This is a genomic window from Erwinia sp. PPS120, assembly GCF_047918655.1.
Lineage (GTDB): Bacteria > Pseudomonadota > Gammaproteobacteria > Enterobacterales > Enterobacteriaceae > Erwinia > Erwinia tasmaniensis_A.
This window is the reverse complement of the sequence record NZ_JBLREF010000034.1, coordinates 66,651-83,112: the sequence shown is the minus strand read 5'-3', so window position 1 is coordinate 83,112 and position 16,462 is coordinate 66,651. Positions and strand designations below refer to the sequence as shown.

The following is a 16,462-nucleotide window of genomic DNA, read 5'->3' as shown; positions in this document are numbered from 1 at the left end:
AACGGGAGAAGGGACGTCAGCACTCAGAGCGCTGTAACAAAGAGGATACGGCGAGGACGCCCCAGGGGAGAAATTCGGCGGGGGATGACGAGGGGAAGATAGCAGGAGAAAGTGGCAGGCAGTAGAAGTAGTGGGGAAGTCATTGCAAAAAAAAAAGAGGCCGCGAGCGGCCTCTTATATATTTCGTTCAGGAAGGATTAGTGCTGATGCTGGTCGTCTGGATGACCGTGCTCAAGCTCTTCTTTGTTTTTACCGAAACGGCGGCGGACCACCACAAAGAATACCGGAACAAAGAATATCGCGAGAATAGTTGCGGTCACCATTCCGCCCATCACGCCAGTCCCTACCGCATTCTGCGCACCGGAGCCTGCACCGGTACTGATAGCCAGCGGCAGTACGCCGAGAATAAAGGCCAGAGAGGTCATCAGAATCGGACGAAGACGCATACGTACCGCCTCAAGCGTTGATTCCACCAGCCCTTTGCCCTCTTTTTCCATCAGGTCCTTAGCAAACTCAACGATCAGTATGGCGTTCTTCGCTGACAGACCAATGGTTGTCAAGAGTCCGACCACGAAGTAAACGTCGTTACTGAGTCCGCGCAGCGCGGTGAAAAGCAGCGCCCCGATAACACCTAACGGCACCACCAGCATCACGGAGAACGGAATAGACCAGCTCTCATACAGCGCTGCCAGACAGAGGAATACCACAATCAGCGAGATAGCGTAGAGTGCGGGTGCCTGGTTACCAGATAGGCGTTCCTGATAGGACATACCGGTCCAGTCAAAGCCAATGCCCTGCGGCAGCTTCGAGGCCAGCTGTTCCATCAGGTTCATCGCTTCACCTGAACTTTTACCTTCTGCTGCCTGGCCGAGGATCTCCATTGACGGCAGCCCGTTATAACGTTCCAGACGCGGTGAACCATACTGCCATTTTGCGCTGGCGAAGGCTGAGAACGGCACCATCTGGCCGTTAGAGCCGCGGACGTACCACTTATTGATATCATCCGGAAGCATACGTGAATCGGCCTGGCCCATCACATACACTTTCTTCACGCGGCCACGGTCAATAAAGTCATTGACGTAGGAACCGCCCCAGGAGGCACCGATGGTGGTGTTGATATCAGAAATAGAGACGCCAAGGGCTTCGGCTTTCTCCTGATCGATCATCAGCTTGTACTGGGGTGTATCTTCCAGACCGTTTGGACGAACGCCCACCAGCGTATCCGGATGCTGGGCAACCATGCCTAACAGCTCATTACGGGCCTTGGTCAGTGCATCGTGTCCAAGGTTAGCCTGATCGATAAGCTCAAAGTCAAAGCCTGTTGCGTTACCCAGTTCGATAATCGCCGGCAGGTTGAACGGAATGACCATGGCATCTTTGATAGCGCCGAAGGCCTGCATCGCACGGCCCGCGATACCATCAACTTTGTTTGCCGCACCGCTACGATCGTCCCAGGGTTTGAGACTGACGAAGGCAATACCGGTATTCTGTCCGCGACCGGCAAAGCCGAAGCCGTTAACGGTAAAGACCGAATTAACGTTAGCCTTCTCTTTGGTCAGGAAGTAGTCGGTCACCTGATCGAGCACTTTTTGCGTACGTTCCTGGGTTGCGCCAGCAGGTAGCTGTGCCTGCGCCAGCAGCAGACCCTGATCCTCTTCCGGCAGGAAGGAGGTCGGTAGTTTCACGAAGATCACCGCCATCAGAGCCACAATCGCCAGATAAATCAGCAGATAGCGGCCCGTGCTGCGAATGATATGGCCCACGCTGTTGGTATAGTGATCGGTGCTCTTTTCAAACATGCGGTTAAACCAACCAAAGAAGCCGGTCGTGATACCGTGATCGCCCTTTTTGATCGGTTTAAGCATGGTGGCGCAGAGTGCTGGCGTCAGTACCAGTGCAACAATAACTGACAGCACCATTGCCGATACGATGGTGATAGAGAACTGACGATAGATAACGCCGGTAGAACCGCCAAAGAACGCCATCGGAATAAATACCGCCGACAGAACCATGGCGATACCCACCAGCGCGCCCTGGATCTGCTCCATCGACTTACGGGTCGCCTCCTTCGGCGGCAGACCCTCTTCGGCCATAACGCGTTCGACGTTCTCTACCACCACGATGGCATCATCGACCAGCAGGCCTATCGCCAGCACCATCCCAAACATCGTTAGCGTGTTTATGGAATAGCCAAAAGCATTGATGATAGCGAAGGTTCCCAGCAGAACGACCGGCACCGCGATCGTCGGGATCAGCGTTGCGCGGAAATTTTGCAGGAACAGATACATAACGATAAACACCAGCACAATCGCCTCAATCAGGGTTTTCACCACTTCATTGATGGAAATTTTAACAAACGGCGTTGTATCGTAAGGGTAAACCACCTTCATCCCAGCCGGGAAGAAAGGCTCCAGTTTGCCCAGCTCTGCTTTTACCGCGGCGGCGGTATCCAGCGCGTTAGCGCCAGTCGCCAGCTTGATACCGATACCGGAAGCCGGTTTACCGTTATAGCGTGCGATGATCTCGTAGTTTTCACCCCCCAGCTCAATTTTCGCCACGTCCCTGAGCAGAACGCGCGATCCATCCGTATTTACCTTCAGCAGAATTTTGCCGAATTCATCGGTTGAGGTCAGACGCGTTTGCGCGATGATTGAGGCGTTAAGCTGCTGGCCCGGAACCGGTGGTGAACCGCCTAACTGGCCGGCTGCCACCTGGGCGTTTTGCGCGGTAATGGCGCTAATCACGTCCACCGGCGTCAGCTGATAGTTGTTCAGCTTGTGCGGATCCATCCAGATACGCATTGCATACTGCGCACCGAATATCTGGGTGTCACCCACGCCCAGCGTACGACTGATGGGGTCTTTGATGTTGGAGGCAACGTAGTCCGAAATATCGTTCTGCGTCATACTGCCGTCCTGGCTCACGAAGCCGGCAACCATCAGGAAGCTGCTGGAGGATTTTTGAACCTGAATCCCCTGCTGCTGTACTTCCTGCGGGAGCAGAGGCGTGGCCAGCTGCAGTTTGTTCTGCACCTGAACCTGTGCGATATCGGGATCGGTACCTGACTGGAAAGTCAGCGTAAGCTGCAACGTACCGGATGAATCGCTGTTTGATGACATATACATCAGGCCATCAATGCCGTTCATATTTTGTTCAATTACCTGGGTAACTGAGTCCTGTAGCGTTTTAGCATCCGCACCCGGATAAGTCGCTCGAATCTGAACTGACGGCGGCGCAACATTGGGATATTGCTCAATCGGCAGTTTTAGAATCGACAGCACACCCGCCAACATAATAATGATGGCGATGACCCACGCAAAAATGGGGCGATCGATAAAGAACTTAGCCATGTATCAGCGGCTCCTGTTTAAGACTTAGGTTGTTCAGACTTCGCCTTCTCGGCATCATCTGTACTGACTTCCTGAGGCGTAACCTGAGCGCCAGGTTTCGCACGCTGAACGCCAGTCGTAATGACTTTATCGCCAGGTTTCAGTCCGGCAGTCACCAGCCACTTATCACCGATCGCCTGATCGGCTGTGATCGTACGGGATTCGACTTTATTATCTGCCCCGACGACCAGTGCAGAGGCTTCACCAGTCGGCGTACGGGTTACGGCCTGCTGCGGCACTAACAGTGCATCAGGATTGGTGCCTTCTTCCAGACGCGCGCGAACGAACATACCCGGCAGTAGGGTCTCATCAGGATTCGGGAAAACCGCGCGCAGCGTAATGGAACCGGTGCTTTCATCCACGGTAACCTCAGAAAATTCTAATGTTCCGCTCTGTGGATACTCTTTACCATCCTGCGTTAACAGTTTGACTTTAGCCTTACCGTCTACCTGCTTCAATGTGCCCGATCTCAGCTCATTACGCAGGCGCATAAAGTCTTCACTGGACTGGGTGACATCGACATAGATGGGATCGAGCTGCTGCACCGTTGCCAGCGCGGTCGTTTGTCCACTCTGCACCAGCGCACCTTCCGTTACGGAAGATTTACCAATGCGCCCGCTGATAGGAGAGGTAACACGCGTATACGCCAGGTTAATCCGCGCGGTTTCGACATTCGCCTGTGCCGCCTGAACGGCTGCCGATGTTTGACCCTGGGTGGCCATGGCCTGATCGTAATCCTGCTGGCTGATGTATTTGGTGCCAAGCAAAGGCTTATAGCGTTTCACCGTCACTGCGGCAATATTCGCATTGGCCTGAGCCTGAGCCAGATCGCCTTTCGCACTATCCCATGCGGCTTTATAAGGCGCAGGATCAATCTGGTAGAGAGATTCTCCCGCCTTGATATCCGTACCTTCAGCAAAGTTGCGCTTCAAAATGATGCCTGAAACCTGTGGGCGAACTTCAGCAACACGGAACGACGAGGTACGACCGGGAAGGTCGGTAGTAATGGTGAGCGGGGAACTTTTCAGCGTCACCACACCGACTTCAGGTGGTTTTTGTTGTCCAGTCTGCTGCTCTTTATTATCACATCCTGTTAGCACTAAGCTGCCTGAAAGCATCAGAACGGCCGCCAGAGGCGTTAACCCTCTGTTTTTGTTCATAAATAAACCTCGAGTGTCCGATATCGATTGTTCAATGGATCACAAACCCATAAACCCATTGCTGCGTTTAAATTATGGTCGTGCTATGGTACATACATTCGCAAATGTATGTAAGTCCACCTTTTTGTAAAAAACTCCCTATGGCACGAAAAACCAAACAGCAGGCGTTAGAAACGCGAAATCACATCCTTGATGCAGCTATAGAAAGATTTTCCGAGCATGGTGTGGCGAAAACGTCACTGGCTGATATTGCGAATACAGCGGGGGTGACGCGTGGTGCAATTTACTGGCATTTCAAAAACAAAAGCGATTTGCTGAATGAGATTTGGGCTCAGTCCGAATCAGGCCTGAAAGACTTAGAACATGAGTATCAGTTAAAATACCCTTCTGATCCACTATCCGTTATGAAAGCGATGCTAACGTATGTCCTTGAAGCCACAGCCCGGGACAGGCGTAGACGTTCGCTTATGGAAATAATTTTCCACAAGTGCGAATTTGTCGGCGAAATGGCGACTTTGCAATTTATGCAACAGACGCTGTTTCTGGAATGCTACGATAAAATCGAAGACGTCCTGCGGGAGTGTATGACCGCGGGGCAGCTGCCGGAGAATCTGGATACCCGCCGCACCGCGATTGTGCTGCGCGGGTATATGACGGGGATCATGGAGAACTGGCTGTTTATGCCTGACAGCTTTGATATGGCGGCCGATGCGCCACAGCTGATCGACGTCCTGATTGATATGATGCAGCACGGCCAGACGCTTCGTGTGGCGCAGATGCAACCCGTTTAGTCCCCTGGGGCCAGCTTTTTTTCAAAATCCTGCTGGACAATAGCCAGCGCGGCCAGCACCGTCTGCGGCGCAATATTGTTCTCTTCCAGCAGCATAATTAAATCCACGGCCAGTCTGACCTCTTCGGGAGCGGTTTCCAGCGACATCGTTATCTCCTTAATCTCTCTTCGCGTTATATACGCAGCTTTCTCACTACCTGCAGCATGACAAGTGCGCCAGCCAGCGCCGCAAGCAGACCCTCAGGCGAGAGCTCCGCCAGCGTCGCATCGTTTAAGAAAGCGCTAATATAGCCGCCAATCAGCGCGCCAACGATGGCAAGCACCAGGGTGGGGACCAGGCCTCCGGGGCGGCCATGCAAAATGACGCGTGAGGCAAGGCCGGTCAGCAGTCCGATAATACACCAGCAGAGAAACCCCATTATTACCCTCCAGTCAGGCATTTAACACAGTATATACGACACAGACGAACCGGTAGCCGCTTAGCGTTCCCGATACTCAATCGCCCGCTCGATCCGCTTCAGTGCCTGCAGGCAGCGCTGCAATCTGCCTTCCAGCGCGGCGATCTCGCGCTGCAGGATCTGCTGCTGGGCCAGGGTTTCACGCGTTGCAAGCTGGCTTTCGCGATCCGCTACCATGGCGCGCAGGCGGCGCTCATAGTCCTGGTGCTCCGCCAGCTTTTCATAAAGGTTTACGCTGACGGGTTCCTTTTGCGCTTCCCCCTTGCGCAGGCGCTGGGTAGCCAGCTCACGCTGGAGCGCGCCCATTTGCAGTACAATCCGCTCGGCCATCCAGGCAACGCTGTCGGTGCGCTGGTCATCAACGCTCTGCCTGAGGTGGGCGAGGTTCTGTTGGACTTCCAGCAGATAATCACCCAGCCGGGTGGTGTGGCAATAGAAAAGCTGATGGTCAAAACGGGCGCCTGGGGTGCGTTTATTCGCATGGGGTGCCACGGCCCGGGCCAGAAGGTCGAGTTTTTCTTCCAGCTGTTGCAGCAGAAGGGCACTTTTCATCTTGATTCTCTCCGGTGAGCGCATCGTTATGATACCCTCATTTAAAGGGCTTCCTGCTTCAGCCTCCTATTCTACCGAACATTGTCGTCCAGGGCTGGTACTTCGCAGGATGGCATCGCTTTCTCCCTGCTGCGACGCGCAGCGGCGGTTGAGTCCGCGCAACAAATGCCGTGATTTTTCTTACCATGGTTGCATTTGTCCGGGAGTTTGCATAGATTTGGTCGTTTTCGTGCGCGGCTTCCCCCTGACGTTAACGTTTTGCTCTGCGAAGGTCTTCGCAAGAGCAGCCGAAGCTGCGCGAGTCAGATTTGTATTTACCAGGCATAACACTATGACCGCGACTGCGCAGCAGCTTGAATTTCTTAAAAACAGTATCAAAAGCATCCCGGATTACCCTAAGCCGGGCATCCTGTTTCGTGACGTAACCAGCCTGCTGGAAGATCCTAAAGCGTTCGCACTCAGTATTGAACTGTTCGTTGAACGCTATCGTGAAGCGGGTATTACCAAAGTCGTGGGTACGGAAGCCCGGGGTTTCCTGTTCGGCGCGCCGGTGGCCTTAGGGCTGGGCGTTGGCTTTGTTCCGGTGCGTAAACCCGGCAAGCTGCCACGGAAAACCTTTTCAGAAACCTACGAGCTGGAATACGGCAGCGATCGGCTGGAACTGCACTGCGATGCGATTCAGCCCGGCGATACCGTGCTGGTGGTGGACGATCTGCTGGCAACCGGCGGCACCATTGAGGCGACGGTTAAGCTGATCCGCCGTGCGGGCGGCACGGTTAATCAGGCCGCATTTGTGATCAACCTGTTTGACCTGAGCGGTGAAGAGCGCCTGAAAGCGCAGGGCATCGAATCTTTTAGCCTCGTGACGTTCCCGGGACACTGATCCCTTCTGCGTTCAGCCTCGCCGTCAGGGTGGGGCTGTGATAGCATTACCCTCCGGTCCATCCAACACATTCTGCGAATTAATGAGCTATCAGGTACTGGCCCGCAAGTGGCGTCCACAAGCGTTTACTGATGTTGTCGGTCAGGAGCATGTCCTGACAGCGCTGGCGAATGGCCTGTCGCTCGGCCGCATCCACCACGCTTATCTTTTTTCCGGCACCCGCGGGGTCGGAAAGACCACCATCGCCCGTTTGCTCGCCAAGGGGCTTAACTGCGAAACCGGCATCACTGCCACGCCTTGTGGGCAGTGCGATAACTGCCGTGAAATCGAGCAGGGCCGCTTTGTCGATCTGATCGAAATTGATGCCGCCTCGCGTACCAAAGTCGAGGATACGCGCGATCTGCTGGACAACGTGCAGTACGCACCGGCGCGCGGTCGTTTCAAAGTCTATCTGATTGACGAAGTCCACATGCTCTCCCGGCACAGCTTTAACGCGCTGTTGAAGACGCTGGAAGAGCCGCCGGGCCACGTGAAATTTTTGCTGGCGACCACCGATCCGCAAAAGCTGCCGGTGACCATTCTCTCCCGCTGCCTTCAGTTCCATCTGAAAGCGCTGGATGTGGAGCAGATCCGTGGGCAGTTAGCGCATGTGCTGCATGAGGAGCAGATTGACGCGGAAGCGCGTTCGCTCCAGCTTATTGCCCGCGCGGCTGACGGCAGCATGCGTGATGCCCTGAGTCTGACCGACCAGGCCATCGCTATGGGCCAGGGACAGGTGACGACCGCCACCGTCAGCGCCATGTTGGGTACGCTGGACGATGAGCAGCCGCTGGCGCTGATTGAAGCCCTGGTGGATGCGCAGGGTGAGCAGATGATGTCGCTGCTCAACCAGGCGGCATCGCGTGGCGTGGAGTGGGAAGCGCTACTGGTGGAAATGCTGACGCTGCTGCATCGCATTGCGATGATTCAGCTTCTGCCCTCGGCGCTGGGCGACGATTTTGCCGCTGTCGAACAGCGTTTGAGAGAGCTGGCACGCGTTATCCCCCCGGCGGAGGTTCAGCTTTATTACCAGACGCTGCTGGTTGGGCGCAAAGAGCTGCCGCTGGCGCCGGATCGTCGGATGGGCGTTGAGATGGCGCTGCTCAGAGCGCTGGCATTCCACCCCCGGGAGGTCATTGCCGAGCCGGTCGCGCGCCCGGTAATGACGCCACAGGCCCAGCCTGCGGCTGTCCAGCCCGATCCGGTACGGGCGCCTGGTGGTATTGCACCACCGCATACGGTGCAGCCGGGTAAAGCCGCCAGCGGGTCGCCAACGCCGCAGCAAAATGAGGCGCAGGACGCGGCATCCGCGCCGGGTAGCCCACCCGCGCCGATGCAGCAGGATGCCCCTTCCGCCTCGCTGCCTGAAAGCACCAGTCAGCTGCTACAGGCGCGCACTCAGCTGATGCGTCAGCAGGGAGTGACCAAACTAAAAAAGAGTGAGCCGGCGGCGCAACGTGCGCGGCCGGCAGCTTCAGCGCTGGAGCGACTGGCTTCCGTTACCGAGCGGAGTCAGAAGCGGTCAGCCGCCGCAGCGCCGTCCGCCCCGGTAAAAAAAGAGGCCTATCGCTGGAAGACGCAAAAACCTGACGAGGCCAAACCCGTCCCGGTCGCCACGCCAAAAGCGCTGCGTACGGCGCTGGAGCATGAGAAAACGCCCGAACTGATGGCCAGGCTGACGGCTGAATCGCTGCTGCGCGATGCGTGGGCGGCAGAGGTGGCGACCCTGACCCTGCCGAAGCTGGTGCAGCAGCTGGCGCTGAATGCCTGGAAAGAGGTCAGCGAAAGCGGCATCTGCCTGCATCTGCGGTCCAGCCAGCGCCATCTGAATTCGCCCTCAGCGCAGCAGGTGCTGAGTGAGGCGTTAAGTCAGGCTGCCGGTCAGCCGGTTGAACTTACACTCGTAGAAGACGATAATCCTGCGGTGTTAACGCCGCTGGAATGGCGTCAGGCGATTTATGAAGAGAAGCTGGCGCAGGCGCGTCAGTCGATAAGCACGGATAATCATATTCAGACCCTGCGTCAGTTTTTTGACGCCGACGTGGATGAAGAGAGTATTCGCCCCCTTTGAAACGCTGCATCACTGCTCTGGCATGATTGCGGCCCGATCCGAGAGAGAAAACTATGTTTGGAAAAGCCGGACTGGGTAACCTGATGAAACAGGCCCAGCAAATGCAGGATAAAATGGCTCATGTGCAGGAAGAGATTGCTGCCATGGAAGTAACCGGTGAGTCGGGTGCTGGCCTGGTGAAAGTCACCATCAACGGGGCGCATAACTGTCGTCGCGTTGAGGTTGATCCAAGCCTGCTGGAAGATGACAAAGATATGCTGGAAGATCTGGTCGCGGCCGCCTTTAACGATGCGGCACGCCGCGTTGCCGAAGCGCAGAAGGAAAAAATGGCGGCCGTTTCCAGTGGTATGCAGCTGCCACCTGGCTTCAAGATGCCGTTCTGATGCAGACCAGCCCGCTCCTCGAAAGCCTGATGGAGTCGCTGCGCTGCCTGCCGGGCGTTGGGCCAAAGTCGGCCCAACGCATGGCGTTTCAGCTGCTACAGCGGGACCGTAGCGGCGGCATGCGCCTGGCCCAGGCCCTGACACGCGCCATGTCCGAGATTGGGCACTGCGCGGACTGCCGGACCTTTACCGAGCAGGATGTGTGTACCATCTGTGCAAACACCCGCCGTCAGCAAAATGGCCTGATCTGTGTGGTTGAAAGCCCGGCCGACATTCACGCCATTGAGCAAACCGGGCAGTTCGCCGGACGCTACTTTGTGCTGATGGGCCATCTTTCTCCGCTGGACGGCATTGGCCCGAACGATATCGGGCTGGATCGGCTGGAACAGCGGCTGGAAAAAGAGACGATACAGGAAGTCATTCTGGCCACCAATCCGACGGTAGAAGGTGAGGCGACCGCTAACTATATCGCCGAACTGTGCGGACAGTATGGCGTTGACGCCAGCCGTATCGCCCACGGTGTGCCGGTGGGTGGCGAACTGGAAATGGTGGATGGCACCACGCTGTCACACTCCCTTGCCGGACGCCATAAGATTAGATTCTGACCATTCAACGGCACGATCGTTTGTGCCGTCTTGAAATCCCCAGCATTGCCCCCACCTTACTTCTCAACATAGATCAACCTGAATCAGTTGAGGTAGACATGACCATGAAAGGACAAGAGACGCGTGGCTTCCAGTCAGAGGTAAAACAGCTTCTGCACCTGATGATCCATTCCCTCTATTCAAATAAAGAAATTTTCCTGCGGGAGCTGATTTCCAACGCCTCTGACGCCGCCGACAAGCTGCGCTTTCGGGCGCTGTCCGTGCCGGATCTCTATGAAGGCGACGGTGAACTTCGCGTACGGGTTTCTGTTGATAAGGAAAACCGGACGCTGACGCTAAGTGATAACGGCATCGGTATGAGCCGGGACGAAGTCATTGAGAACCTGGGGACGATTGCCAAATCCGGTACCAAATCCTTCCTCGAGTCGCTGGGATCCGATCAGGCAAAAGACAGCCAGCTAATCGGTCAGTTCGGCGTTGGGTTTTACTCGGCCTTTATCGTTGCCGATAAGGTGACGGTTCGCACGCGTGCCGCCGGCGCCAGCGCCGATCAGGGCGTATTCTGGGAATCCGCGGGTGAGGGCGAATATACCCTTGCGGATATCACCAAAGCGGATCGGGGTACGGAGATCACCCTGCATCTGCGCGAAGGTGAAGATGAGTTCCTGGATGCCTGGCGTGTACGCAGCATCATCAGCAAGTATTCCGATCATATTGCACTGCCCGTGGAGATCGAAACTCATAACGAGGAAGAGAACACCACCGCCTGGGAAAAGATCAACAAGGCGCAGGCGCTGTGGACGCGCAATAAGGCCGACATCAGCGACGAAGAGTACAAAGAGTTCTATAAGCACGTCTCGCATGACTTTGCCGACCCGCTGACCTGGAGCCATAACCGCGTTGAGGGCAAGCAGGAGTATACCAGCCTGCTGTATATCCCGACTCAGGCCCCGTGGGATATGTGGAATCGTGACCACAAGCATGGCCTGAAGCTGTACGTCCAGCGCGTATTTATCATGGACGACGCTGAGCAGTTTATGCCGAACTACCTGCGCTTTGTGCGCGGTCTGATAGATTCCAGCGATCTGCCGCTTAACGTCTCCCGTGAAATTTTGCAGGACAGCCGCATCACTCAGAACCTGCGGAATGCACTGAGCAAACGAGCGCTCCAGATGCTGGAAAAAGTCGCGAAGGATGATGAAGAGAAATACCAGCAGTTCTGGCAGCAGTTCGGACTGGCCCTGAAAGAGGGGCCGGCAGAGGATAACGCGAACGCGGAAACCATCGCTAAACTGCTGCGTTTCGCCTCCACCAGCAGCGAGGGCCCGGCGCAGACCGTGTCGCTGGAAGACTACGTTAGCCGCATGGTCGAAGGGCAGGAAAAAATTTACTACATCACCGCTGACAGCTACGCCGCAGCGAAAAGCAGCCCGCACCTTGAGCTGTTCCGTAAGAAAGGTATCGAAGTTCTGCTCCTCTCTGACCGTATTGATGAGTGGATGATGAGCTACCTGACTGAATTTGATGGTAAAGCGTTCCAGTCCGTCAGTAAGGCAGATGATGCGCTAAGCAAGCTGGCCGACGAAGAGAGCGAAGAGCAGAAAGAAGCCGAAAAGGCGCTGGAACCCTTCGTTGAACGCGTGAAGACGCTGCTGGGCGACCGCGTGAAGGAAGTGCGTCTGACGCATCGCCTGACCGATACGCCAGCCATTGTCACCACCGAAGCCAATGACATGAGTACCCAGATGGCGAAACTGTTTGCGGCGGCAGGGCAGGCGGTACCGGAAGTGAAGTATCTGTTTGAGCTGAACCCGGATCACGCCCTGGTTAAGCGTGCGGCCGATACCACGGATGAGGCCCGCTTTGGCGAATGGGTTGAGCTGCTGCTGGATCAGGCGATGTTTGCCGAGCGCGGTACGCTGGACGACCCGAACCAGTTTATCCGCCGTATGAACCAGCTGCTGCTGGCGTAAACCTTAGCGCTTCAGCATCCTGCTTACAGGCCCCGTCGGCATTCGCTGGCGGGGCCTTTGTTGTCTGTGAGCTGCCTTATCATCATCCTGCGCTGGCCGCTTCCTCCAGCAGCCAGCTACGAAAAAGTTTTATCTCCCGCTCCTCAATACGCGACGCCTTGACCATCATCCAGGTCGCCCGGTCGACTTCTGCGAACCCCAGTGGCGCTATCAGCGTGCCTTCCCGGATCTCTTTACGCACCAGAATCTGCGGCGTCATAATAATCCCCAGCCCGTTTCGCGCCGCCTGAATGGCCAGCGTCAAATTATCAAAATGCCTTCCCGCCCAGAAATCCCCCTTTGCGCCCGTTTTTTTAGCCCACTCTGCCCAGGCGTGCAGCTTGGTATCGGCGTGCAGCAGGGTAAGGGAGGAAAAGTCCGTTTCGTAGGTTAAATGCCGGGCGACCTCGGGCGCGCAAACCGGGCCAATGTAATCAACGGTAATCAGCGTCGCGGCGATGTCATCCTGCACCGGCTGTTCATGACTCAGGATCAGCACGTCAGACTGCTCGTTTCTGACGCGCTCAATATCGACATGCGTCTGAAAAGTCAGGGCTATATCGCTATGTATCGCCGAGAAACGGCTGATGCGTGGGATAAGCCACTGGGCCAGAAAGCTGGGAGCGCAGGAGACGGTCAGGCTGTTAATATTGCGGGCGCGAATTTTCTCACAGGTGGTCTCAATTTCGCGGAAGGTTTGCATACAGCAAACCTTTAGCCGTTCGCCATCTGAGGTGAGATGCACCCTCCCGTTAGCGCGATTAAACAGCGGTTTCCCCAGCCACTCCTCCAGCAGCTTAATCTGATGGCTTACCGCGCTGTGGGTCACGTTAAGCGACTGTGCAGCCTGGCTGAAGCTCTGATGCAGTGCAGCAGAATGAAAATAGCGTAAAGCGCGCAGGGAAGGGAGACCAGTCATAAGTTTACTCTGTTAGTAAAACTAACAGCTAGTGTCTGTTTATATCATTTTAATGTCCAGCGCGTTTTCCATAATCTGATTTCAGAGGCGAAACGGCACAGGCTCATCAGCGCTAAGCGCCCCTTCAGGGAAGACGCATTACAGAGCGGATCCTCCTTATTCAGTCAGCGATGACGACTATCAGCCATGTAAAGGACAGGAAAATGACCATTCAGCATACAGCAAAAACACAGCTCGTCATGTTTACCGGTGGCCGGGACAGCACGCTGGCAGCATGTTATCTAATGTTACAGGGCATCCCCGTTCACCTCTGGTCAGGCAACAGCGGCTGTTCGCTGCACCGCGGCATTTTGTCGCACCGCGTTGAAGAGCTGAAATCCCGCTTTGGCGAACTGGTTGTCGGTCATACCGTGGCAGATATCAGTGGTGCATTCCGCTCTATTGCCATCGAACACCTTGAGGCTGACATTCTGAAATACCGCAAAAATCTGGTTTTGCTGGGCGAGAAGCTGGCTATCCACGCGCATCTGGTCGATTTCTGCCGCCGCAATGACATTAGCACCATTAACGATGGCATTACCCATTACCAGATGGAGTTCCCCGAACAGCGTCCGGTCGCCAAAACCTTCCTGATGGAGATGATGGCGCAGTTTGACATCAACTATCAGTCACCCATCTATGAATTTGCGCAGTCGGCAGATGACGTTAAATATCGCCTGCTACAGCTGGGCATCTCAACCAAATCGCTGGAGGGTATCAGTATTTTTGCGGACAGCTTCTCAACGCCGGGCGATGAAACCATTCTTTCCTACCTGAAAGATAAAACGCCCCTGGCCCTGAATATCGTGCGCTTCCTGGCCGGAGAAACCCTGATGACACCCGTGGAGAAAACAGCCAGTGCCGCAGCCTGATCGTACATGTACCCCCGACGTAGCCGAGGGGCTACGTTCTTCCCGGGAGCCTGTTATGAACGTTATCGTCAAGTGCTCGGCGGTGATCATTCATCAGCGTTCACTGCTGCTGACGCGAAAACGCGGCACGCGGATCTTTATTTCGCCCGGCGGCAAACCCGAACGAGGGGAAGACCATCTGAGCTGCCTGAAACGGGAGCTACAGGAAGAACTGGGCGTGCAGGTCAAGGCCTTCCGGCCCTTTGGTCTTTTTCACGGCAGGGCGGAGTTTGAATCCATGGCAATTGAGAATCACGTGTATCACGTCGAAATCGTCGGTCAGCCCCGCGCGGGCGCAGAGATAGAGGAAATTGCCTGGGTTAACTATCGCCAGCCGCCCTGTGAAATCGCGGTAGGGTCCATCTTTCGCGACAACGTTATGCCACTGCTTTATCAGCAAGAGTTAATCAATTAATGGATGCTTCATCGTTATCTCCCGATCTACAAAAACGCCACGGCGATCAATTTTATAAGCGAGCGCTTATGCAGCGAGATGAATTACGGGATGAACTAACCCGCGTCTACCATCTGCAGGATTATGAGCTTTACTTCGTCCAGTCCGTGCGGGTTGGCCTGGTGATCCTGTCGCATCTTTTCTATAAGCAGGAGACGACGCTCTGTCTGGCTAAGCAGGCGCACTATCAGCCGGTCAGCGAGCTTTTCCAGCGTCCTGCATCGCTCTGTACCGGGCCGGGCAACGTGCCCATCATCACCCATGTCAGCCCCTATATCGGTGAGGTCAAACCGCTGAACGACTGTAAAGGTAAGGGGGTGGTGGATGCCTCACACAGTTTCGCAACGAATCTGCACGATGAACTGATTGCGTCGAGCTCTATCTTTGTCGCCCCCCTGCATAAGCATGCCTCACTGACCATCGGGCTGGCGGTTATCGCGCTGCGCCCTGAACACTTCAGTACCCTGCTGCGCAGTGAGCTACGGCTGTTTGAAGAAACGACGGCCTCAGCAAAACCCCTGGAAGAAGCATTGCATCACATCCGCAGCAGTGACTGGCAGCCCTATAACGTGGCAAAGGTAAATAGCATTACCCTGAAGGATGTCGCGGGCAGGCATTTCACCTCAATGAGCGATACCCGGTTGCCGTTCAGCTGTTTTGAGGTGCCACCCCTGAGTGAGGCGCTGCAAAAGCAGGCCAGGGCCGCAGGCGCGAGCTACTTTCCCCATGTTAACACGCTGCGTATCTCCGGCTGGGCCAGGGGGGACGGCAGAAAGTGGGTTGATGTGACCGGGCAGATAAAACAGAACCTGATTGCGTTATGGGAGCAGCAATGAAACAGACCAAACCGGTTAACGGCAGCCTGATTGGCATTCTGGGTGGCGTGATCCTGAGTTTTGACTCAGTGTTCATTCGGCTGATGGGCATCCATGACTCCTGGACGATTGTCATGCTGCGCGGCTTTTTTATGTGGGCAGTCTGTCTGCTGGTGTGGGCGCTGTGGCGGCAGAGTCGCCTCACGCTGGGTAAACCCTGGCTGACCCGGGAGAATGCGCTGCCAACGTTGTTTTTTGCCATTGCTTCCGCCTGTTTTGTGAACGGGCTGAATCGCGGGAACGTGGCGACGGTGCTGGTGATTATCTCCTCCACGCCGTTTATTTCCGCGCTGATTTCCCGCTTATTCTTCAAGGTTAAGTGCGATCGCAGCGTAATGGTTGCTGCCCTGATGGGGATTGTCGGGGTCGTCATCGTCATGTCAGGGCGTTCGGCAGGTGACTCCGCCGTGGCCAACCTCTATGCGCTGGGCACGGCGGTATCAATGGCGCTGGCGTTTATCTTTACCGCCCGGGTGGAGGGGGGAACTCTCGCGCTGCCGTCGCTGGGTGGGGTCATGGCATCGGTCGCGATCCTGCTCTGGTCAGGGGAAGATATGTTCACGACGCTCAGAGAGCTGAGCCTGACGCAGTATGGCTGGTCGCTGGCCGAAGGGATGCTGGTTATGCCGCTGGCGATGGGATTCATCACATTATCGACCCGCTACGTATCACCGGCCAATGCCGGGCTGTTTCTGCTACTTGAAACGGCACTGGCCCCGCTGTGGATGGCGATCTTTCTTGCTGAAATGCCAACCCCCCATGCGGTGACGGGCGGGGTGATTATCGTGGTTGCGGTCATCTCGCAAACGCTGTACGCACGGCGACAGGTCTCGCCTGCACGCTATGCAGACGCAGGTTAACCACCGCGTTCCTTGTGGAGAAAGAGCCATAATGGTATGGTTTCAGGCTGGACAAATTTAAA

At 55.7% G+C, this 16,462-nt stretch carries 16 protein-coding genes and 1 other annotated feature; of the genes, 10 read left to right on the top strand and 6 right to left on the bottom strand.

From position 1 onward, the window contains the following. Positions 1-197: 197 nt before the first annotated feature. Together ACLRGG_RS16230 and ACLRGG_RS16225 are read right to left on the bottom strand one after the other, a co-directional pair. Positions 198-3,350 carry an efflux RND transporter permease subunit gene (locus tag ACLRGG_RS16230; RefSeq protein WP_416250748.1) on the bottom strand — a complete coding sequence of 1,051 codons (3,153 nt, stop codon included), beginning with the start codon at positions 3,348-3,350 and terminating at the stop codon, positions 198-200. Positions 3,351-3,367: 17 nt separating this feature from the next. Continuing rightward, positions 3,368-4,549: an efflux RND transporter periplasmic adaptor subunit gene (locus ACLRGG_RS16225; RefSeq protein WP_416250747.1), complete on the bottom strand. Its 1,182-nt coding sequence runs from the start codon at positions 4,547-4,549 to the stop codon at positions 3,368-3,370. A gap of 140 nt (positions 4,550-4,689) precedes the next feature. On the opposite strand from ACLRGG_RS16225, the gene acrR reads away from it, so the two are divergent. After that, a complete protein-coding gene (gene acrR / locus ACLRGG_RS16220; RefSeq protein ID WP_416250746.1) occupies positions 4,690-5,340 on the top strand; it encodes a multidrug efflux transporter transcriptional repressor AcrR in 651 nt (216 codons plus the stop codon). Here acrR and rsmS read toward each other — a convergent pair. From rsmS to priC, 3 genes are read right to left on the bottom strand one after another with little or no spacing between them, the layout of a single operon-like run. Continuing rightward, positions 5,337-5,486: a pleiotropic regulatory protein RsmS gene (gene rsmS / locus ACLRGG_RS16215; protein WP_416250745.1), complete on the bottom strand. Its 150-nt coding sequence runs from the start codon at positions 5,484-5,486 to the stop codon at positions 5,337-5,339. The genes acrR and rsmS overlap by 4 nt on opposite strands. A 26-nt stretch (positions 5,487-5,512) precedes the next feature. Next, positions 5,513-5,758, bottom strand: a complete 246-nt coding sequence (locus tag ACLRGG_RS16210) for a GlsB/YeaQ/YmgE family stress response membrane protein (protein WP_416250744.1) — start codon at positions 5,756-5,758, stop codon at positions 5,513-5,515. Between the two features lie 60 nt (positions 5,759-5,818). After that, positions 5,819-6,349: a primosomal replication protein PriC gene (gene priC / locus ACLRGG_RS16205; RefSeq protein WP_416250743.1), complete on the bottom strand. Its 531-nt coding sequence runs from the start codon at positions 6,347-6,349 to the stop codon at positions 5,819-5,821. Between the two features lie 331 nt (positions 6,350-6,680). Between priC and apt the strand changes: the two genes are divergently transcribed. The 5 genes from apt to htpG all read left to right on the top strand — a co-directional run bounded on the left by apt (position 6,681) and on the right by htpG (position 12,303). Beyond that, on the top strand, positions 6,681-7,232 hold the full coding sequence (gene apt, locus ACLRGG_RS16200) for an adenine phosphoribosyltransferase (RefSeq protein WP_416250742.1): 552 nt from the start codon (positions 6,681-6,683) through the stop codon (positions 7,230-7,232). An 82-nt stretch (positions 7,233-7,314) separates the two neighbouring features. Continuing rightward, complete coding sequence (gene dnaX, locus ACLRGG_RS16195) at positions 7,315-9,342, top strand: DNA polymerase III subunit gamma/tau (protein ID WP_416250918.1); 2,028 nt, start codon at positions 7,315-7,317, stop codon at positions 9,340-9,342. Further along, positions 8,684-8,745: a sequence feature (DnaX frameshifting element), on the top strand. It overlaps the preceding gene by 62 nt. 53 nt (positions 9,343-9,395) lie before the next feature. Continuing rightward, on the top strand, positions 9,396-9,725 hold the full coding sequence (locus ACLRGG_RS16190; protein WP_067705305.1) for a YbaB/EbfC family nucleoid-associated protein: 330 nt from the start codon (positions 9,396-9,398) through the stop codon (positions 9,723-9,725). Then, on the top strand, positions 9,725-10,330 hold the full coding sequence (recR, locus tag ACLRGG_RS16185; protein WP_416250741.1) for a recombination mediator RecR: 606 nt from the start codon (positions 9,725-9,727) through the stop codon (positions 10,328-10,330). Before ACLRGG_RS16190 ends, recR begins: the two co-directional genes overlap by 1 nt. A gap of 104 nt (positions 10,331-10,434) precedes the next feature. Then, positions 10,435-12,303: a molecular chaperone HtpG gene (gene htpG, locus ACLRGG_RS16180; RefSeq protein WP_416250740.1), complete on the top strand. Its 1,869-nt coding sequence runs from the start codon at positions 10,435-10,437 to the stop codon at positions 12,301-12,303. Between the two features lie 82 nt (positions 12,304-12,385). On the opposite strand, the gene ACLRGG_RS16175 is transcribed toward htpG, so the two are convergent. After that, positions 12,386-13,261 carry a LysR family transcriptional regulator gene (locus tag ACLRGG_RS16175; RefSeq protein WP_416250739.1) on the bottom strand — a complete coding sequence of 292 codons (876 nt, stop codon included), beginning with the start codon at positions 13,259-13,261 and terminating at the stop codon, positions 12,386-12,388. Positions 13,262-13,464: 203 nt separating this feature from the next. Between ACLRGG_RS16175 and ACLRGG_RS16170 the strand changes: the two genes are divergently transcribed. Genes ACLRGG_RS16170 through ACLRGG_RS16155 form a run of 4 tightly spaced genes read left to right on the top strand, consistent with a single transcriptional unit; the run spans position 13,465 to position 16,400 of the window. After that, positions 13,465-14,172 carry a hypothetical protein gene (locus tag ACLRGG_RS16170; protein WP_416250738.1) on the top strand — a complete coding sequence of 236 codons (708 nt, stop codon included), beginning with the start codon at positions 13,465-13,467 and terminating at the stop codon, positions 14,170-14,172. Positions 14,173-14,227: 55 nt separating this feature from the next. Beyond that, the gene (locus ACLRGG_RS16165) at positions 14,228-14,626 is read left to right on the top strand and encodes an NUDIX hydrolase (protein ID WP_416250737.1); all 399 of its coding nucleotides are present in this window, start codon (positions 14,228-14,230) and stop codon (positions 14,624-14,626) included. Beyond that, the gene (locus ACLRGG_RS16160; protein ID WP_416250736.1) at positions 14,626-15,501 is read left to right on the top strand and encodes a DUF6024 family protein; all 876 of its coding nucleotides are present in this window, start codon (positions 14,626-14,628) and stop codon (positions 15,499-15,501) included. Before ACLRGG_RS16165 ends, ACLRGG_RS16160 begins: the two co-directional genes overlap by 1 nt. Further along, on the top strand, positions 15,498-16,400 hold the full coding sequence (locus ACLRGG_RS16155) for a DMT family transporter (RefSeq protein WP_416250735.1): 903 nt from the start codon (positions 15,498-15,500) through the stop codon (positions 16,398-16,400). The genes ACLRGG_RS16160 and ACLRGG_RS16155 overlap by 4 nt, the downstream gene beginning before the upstream one ends. Positions 16,401-16,462 lie beyond the last annotated feature (62 nt).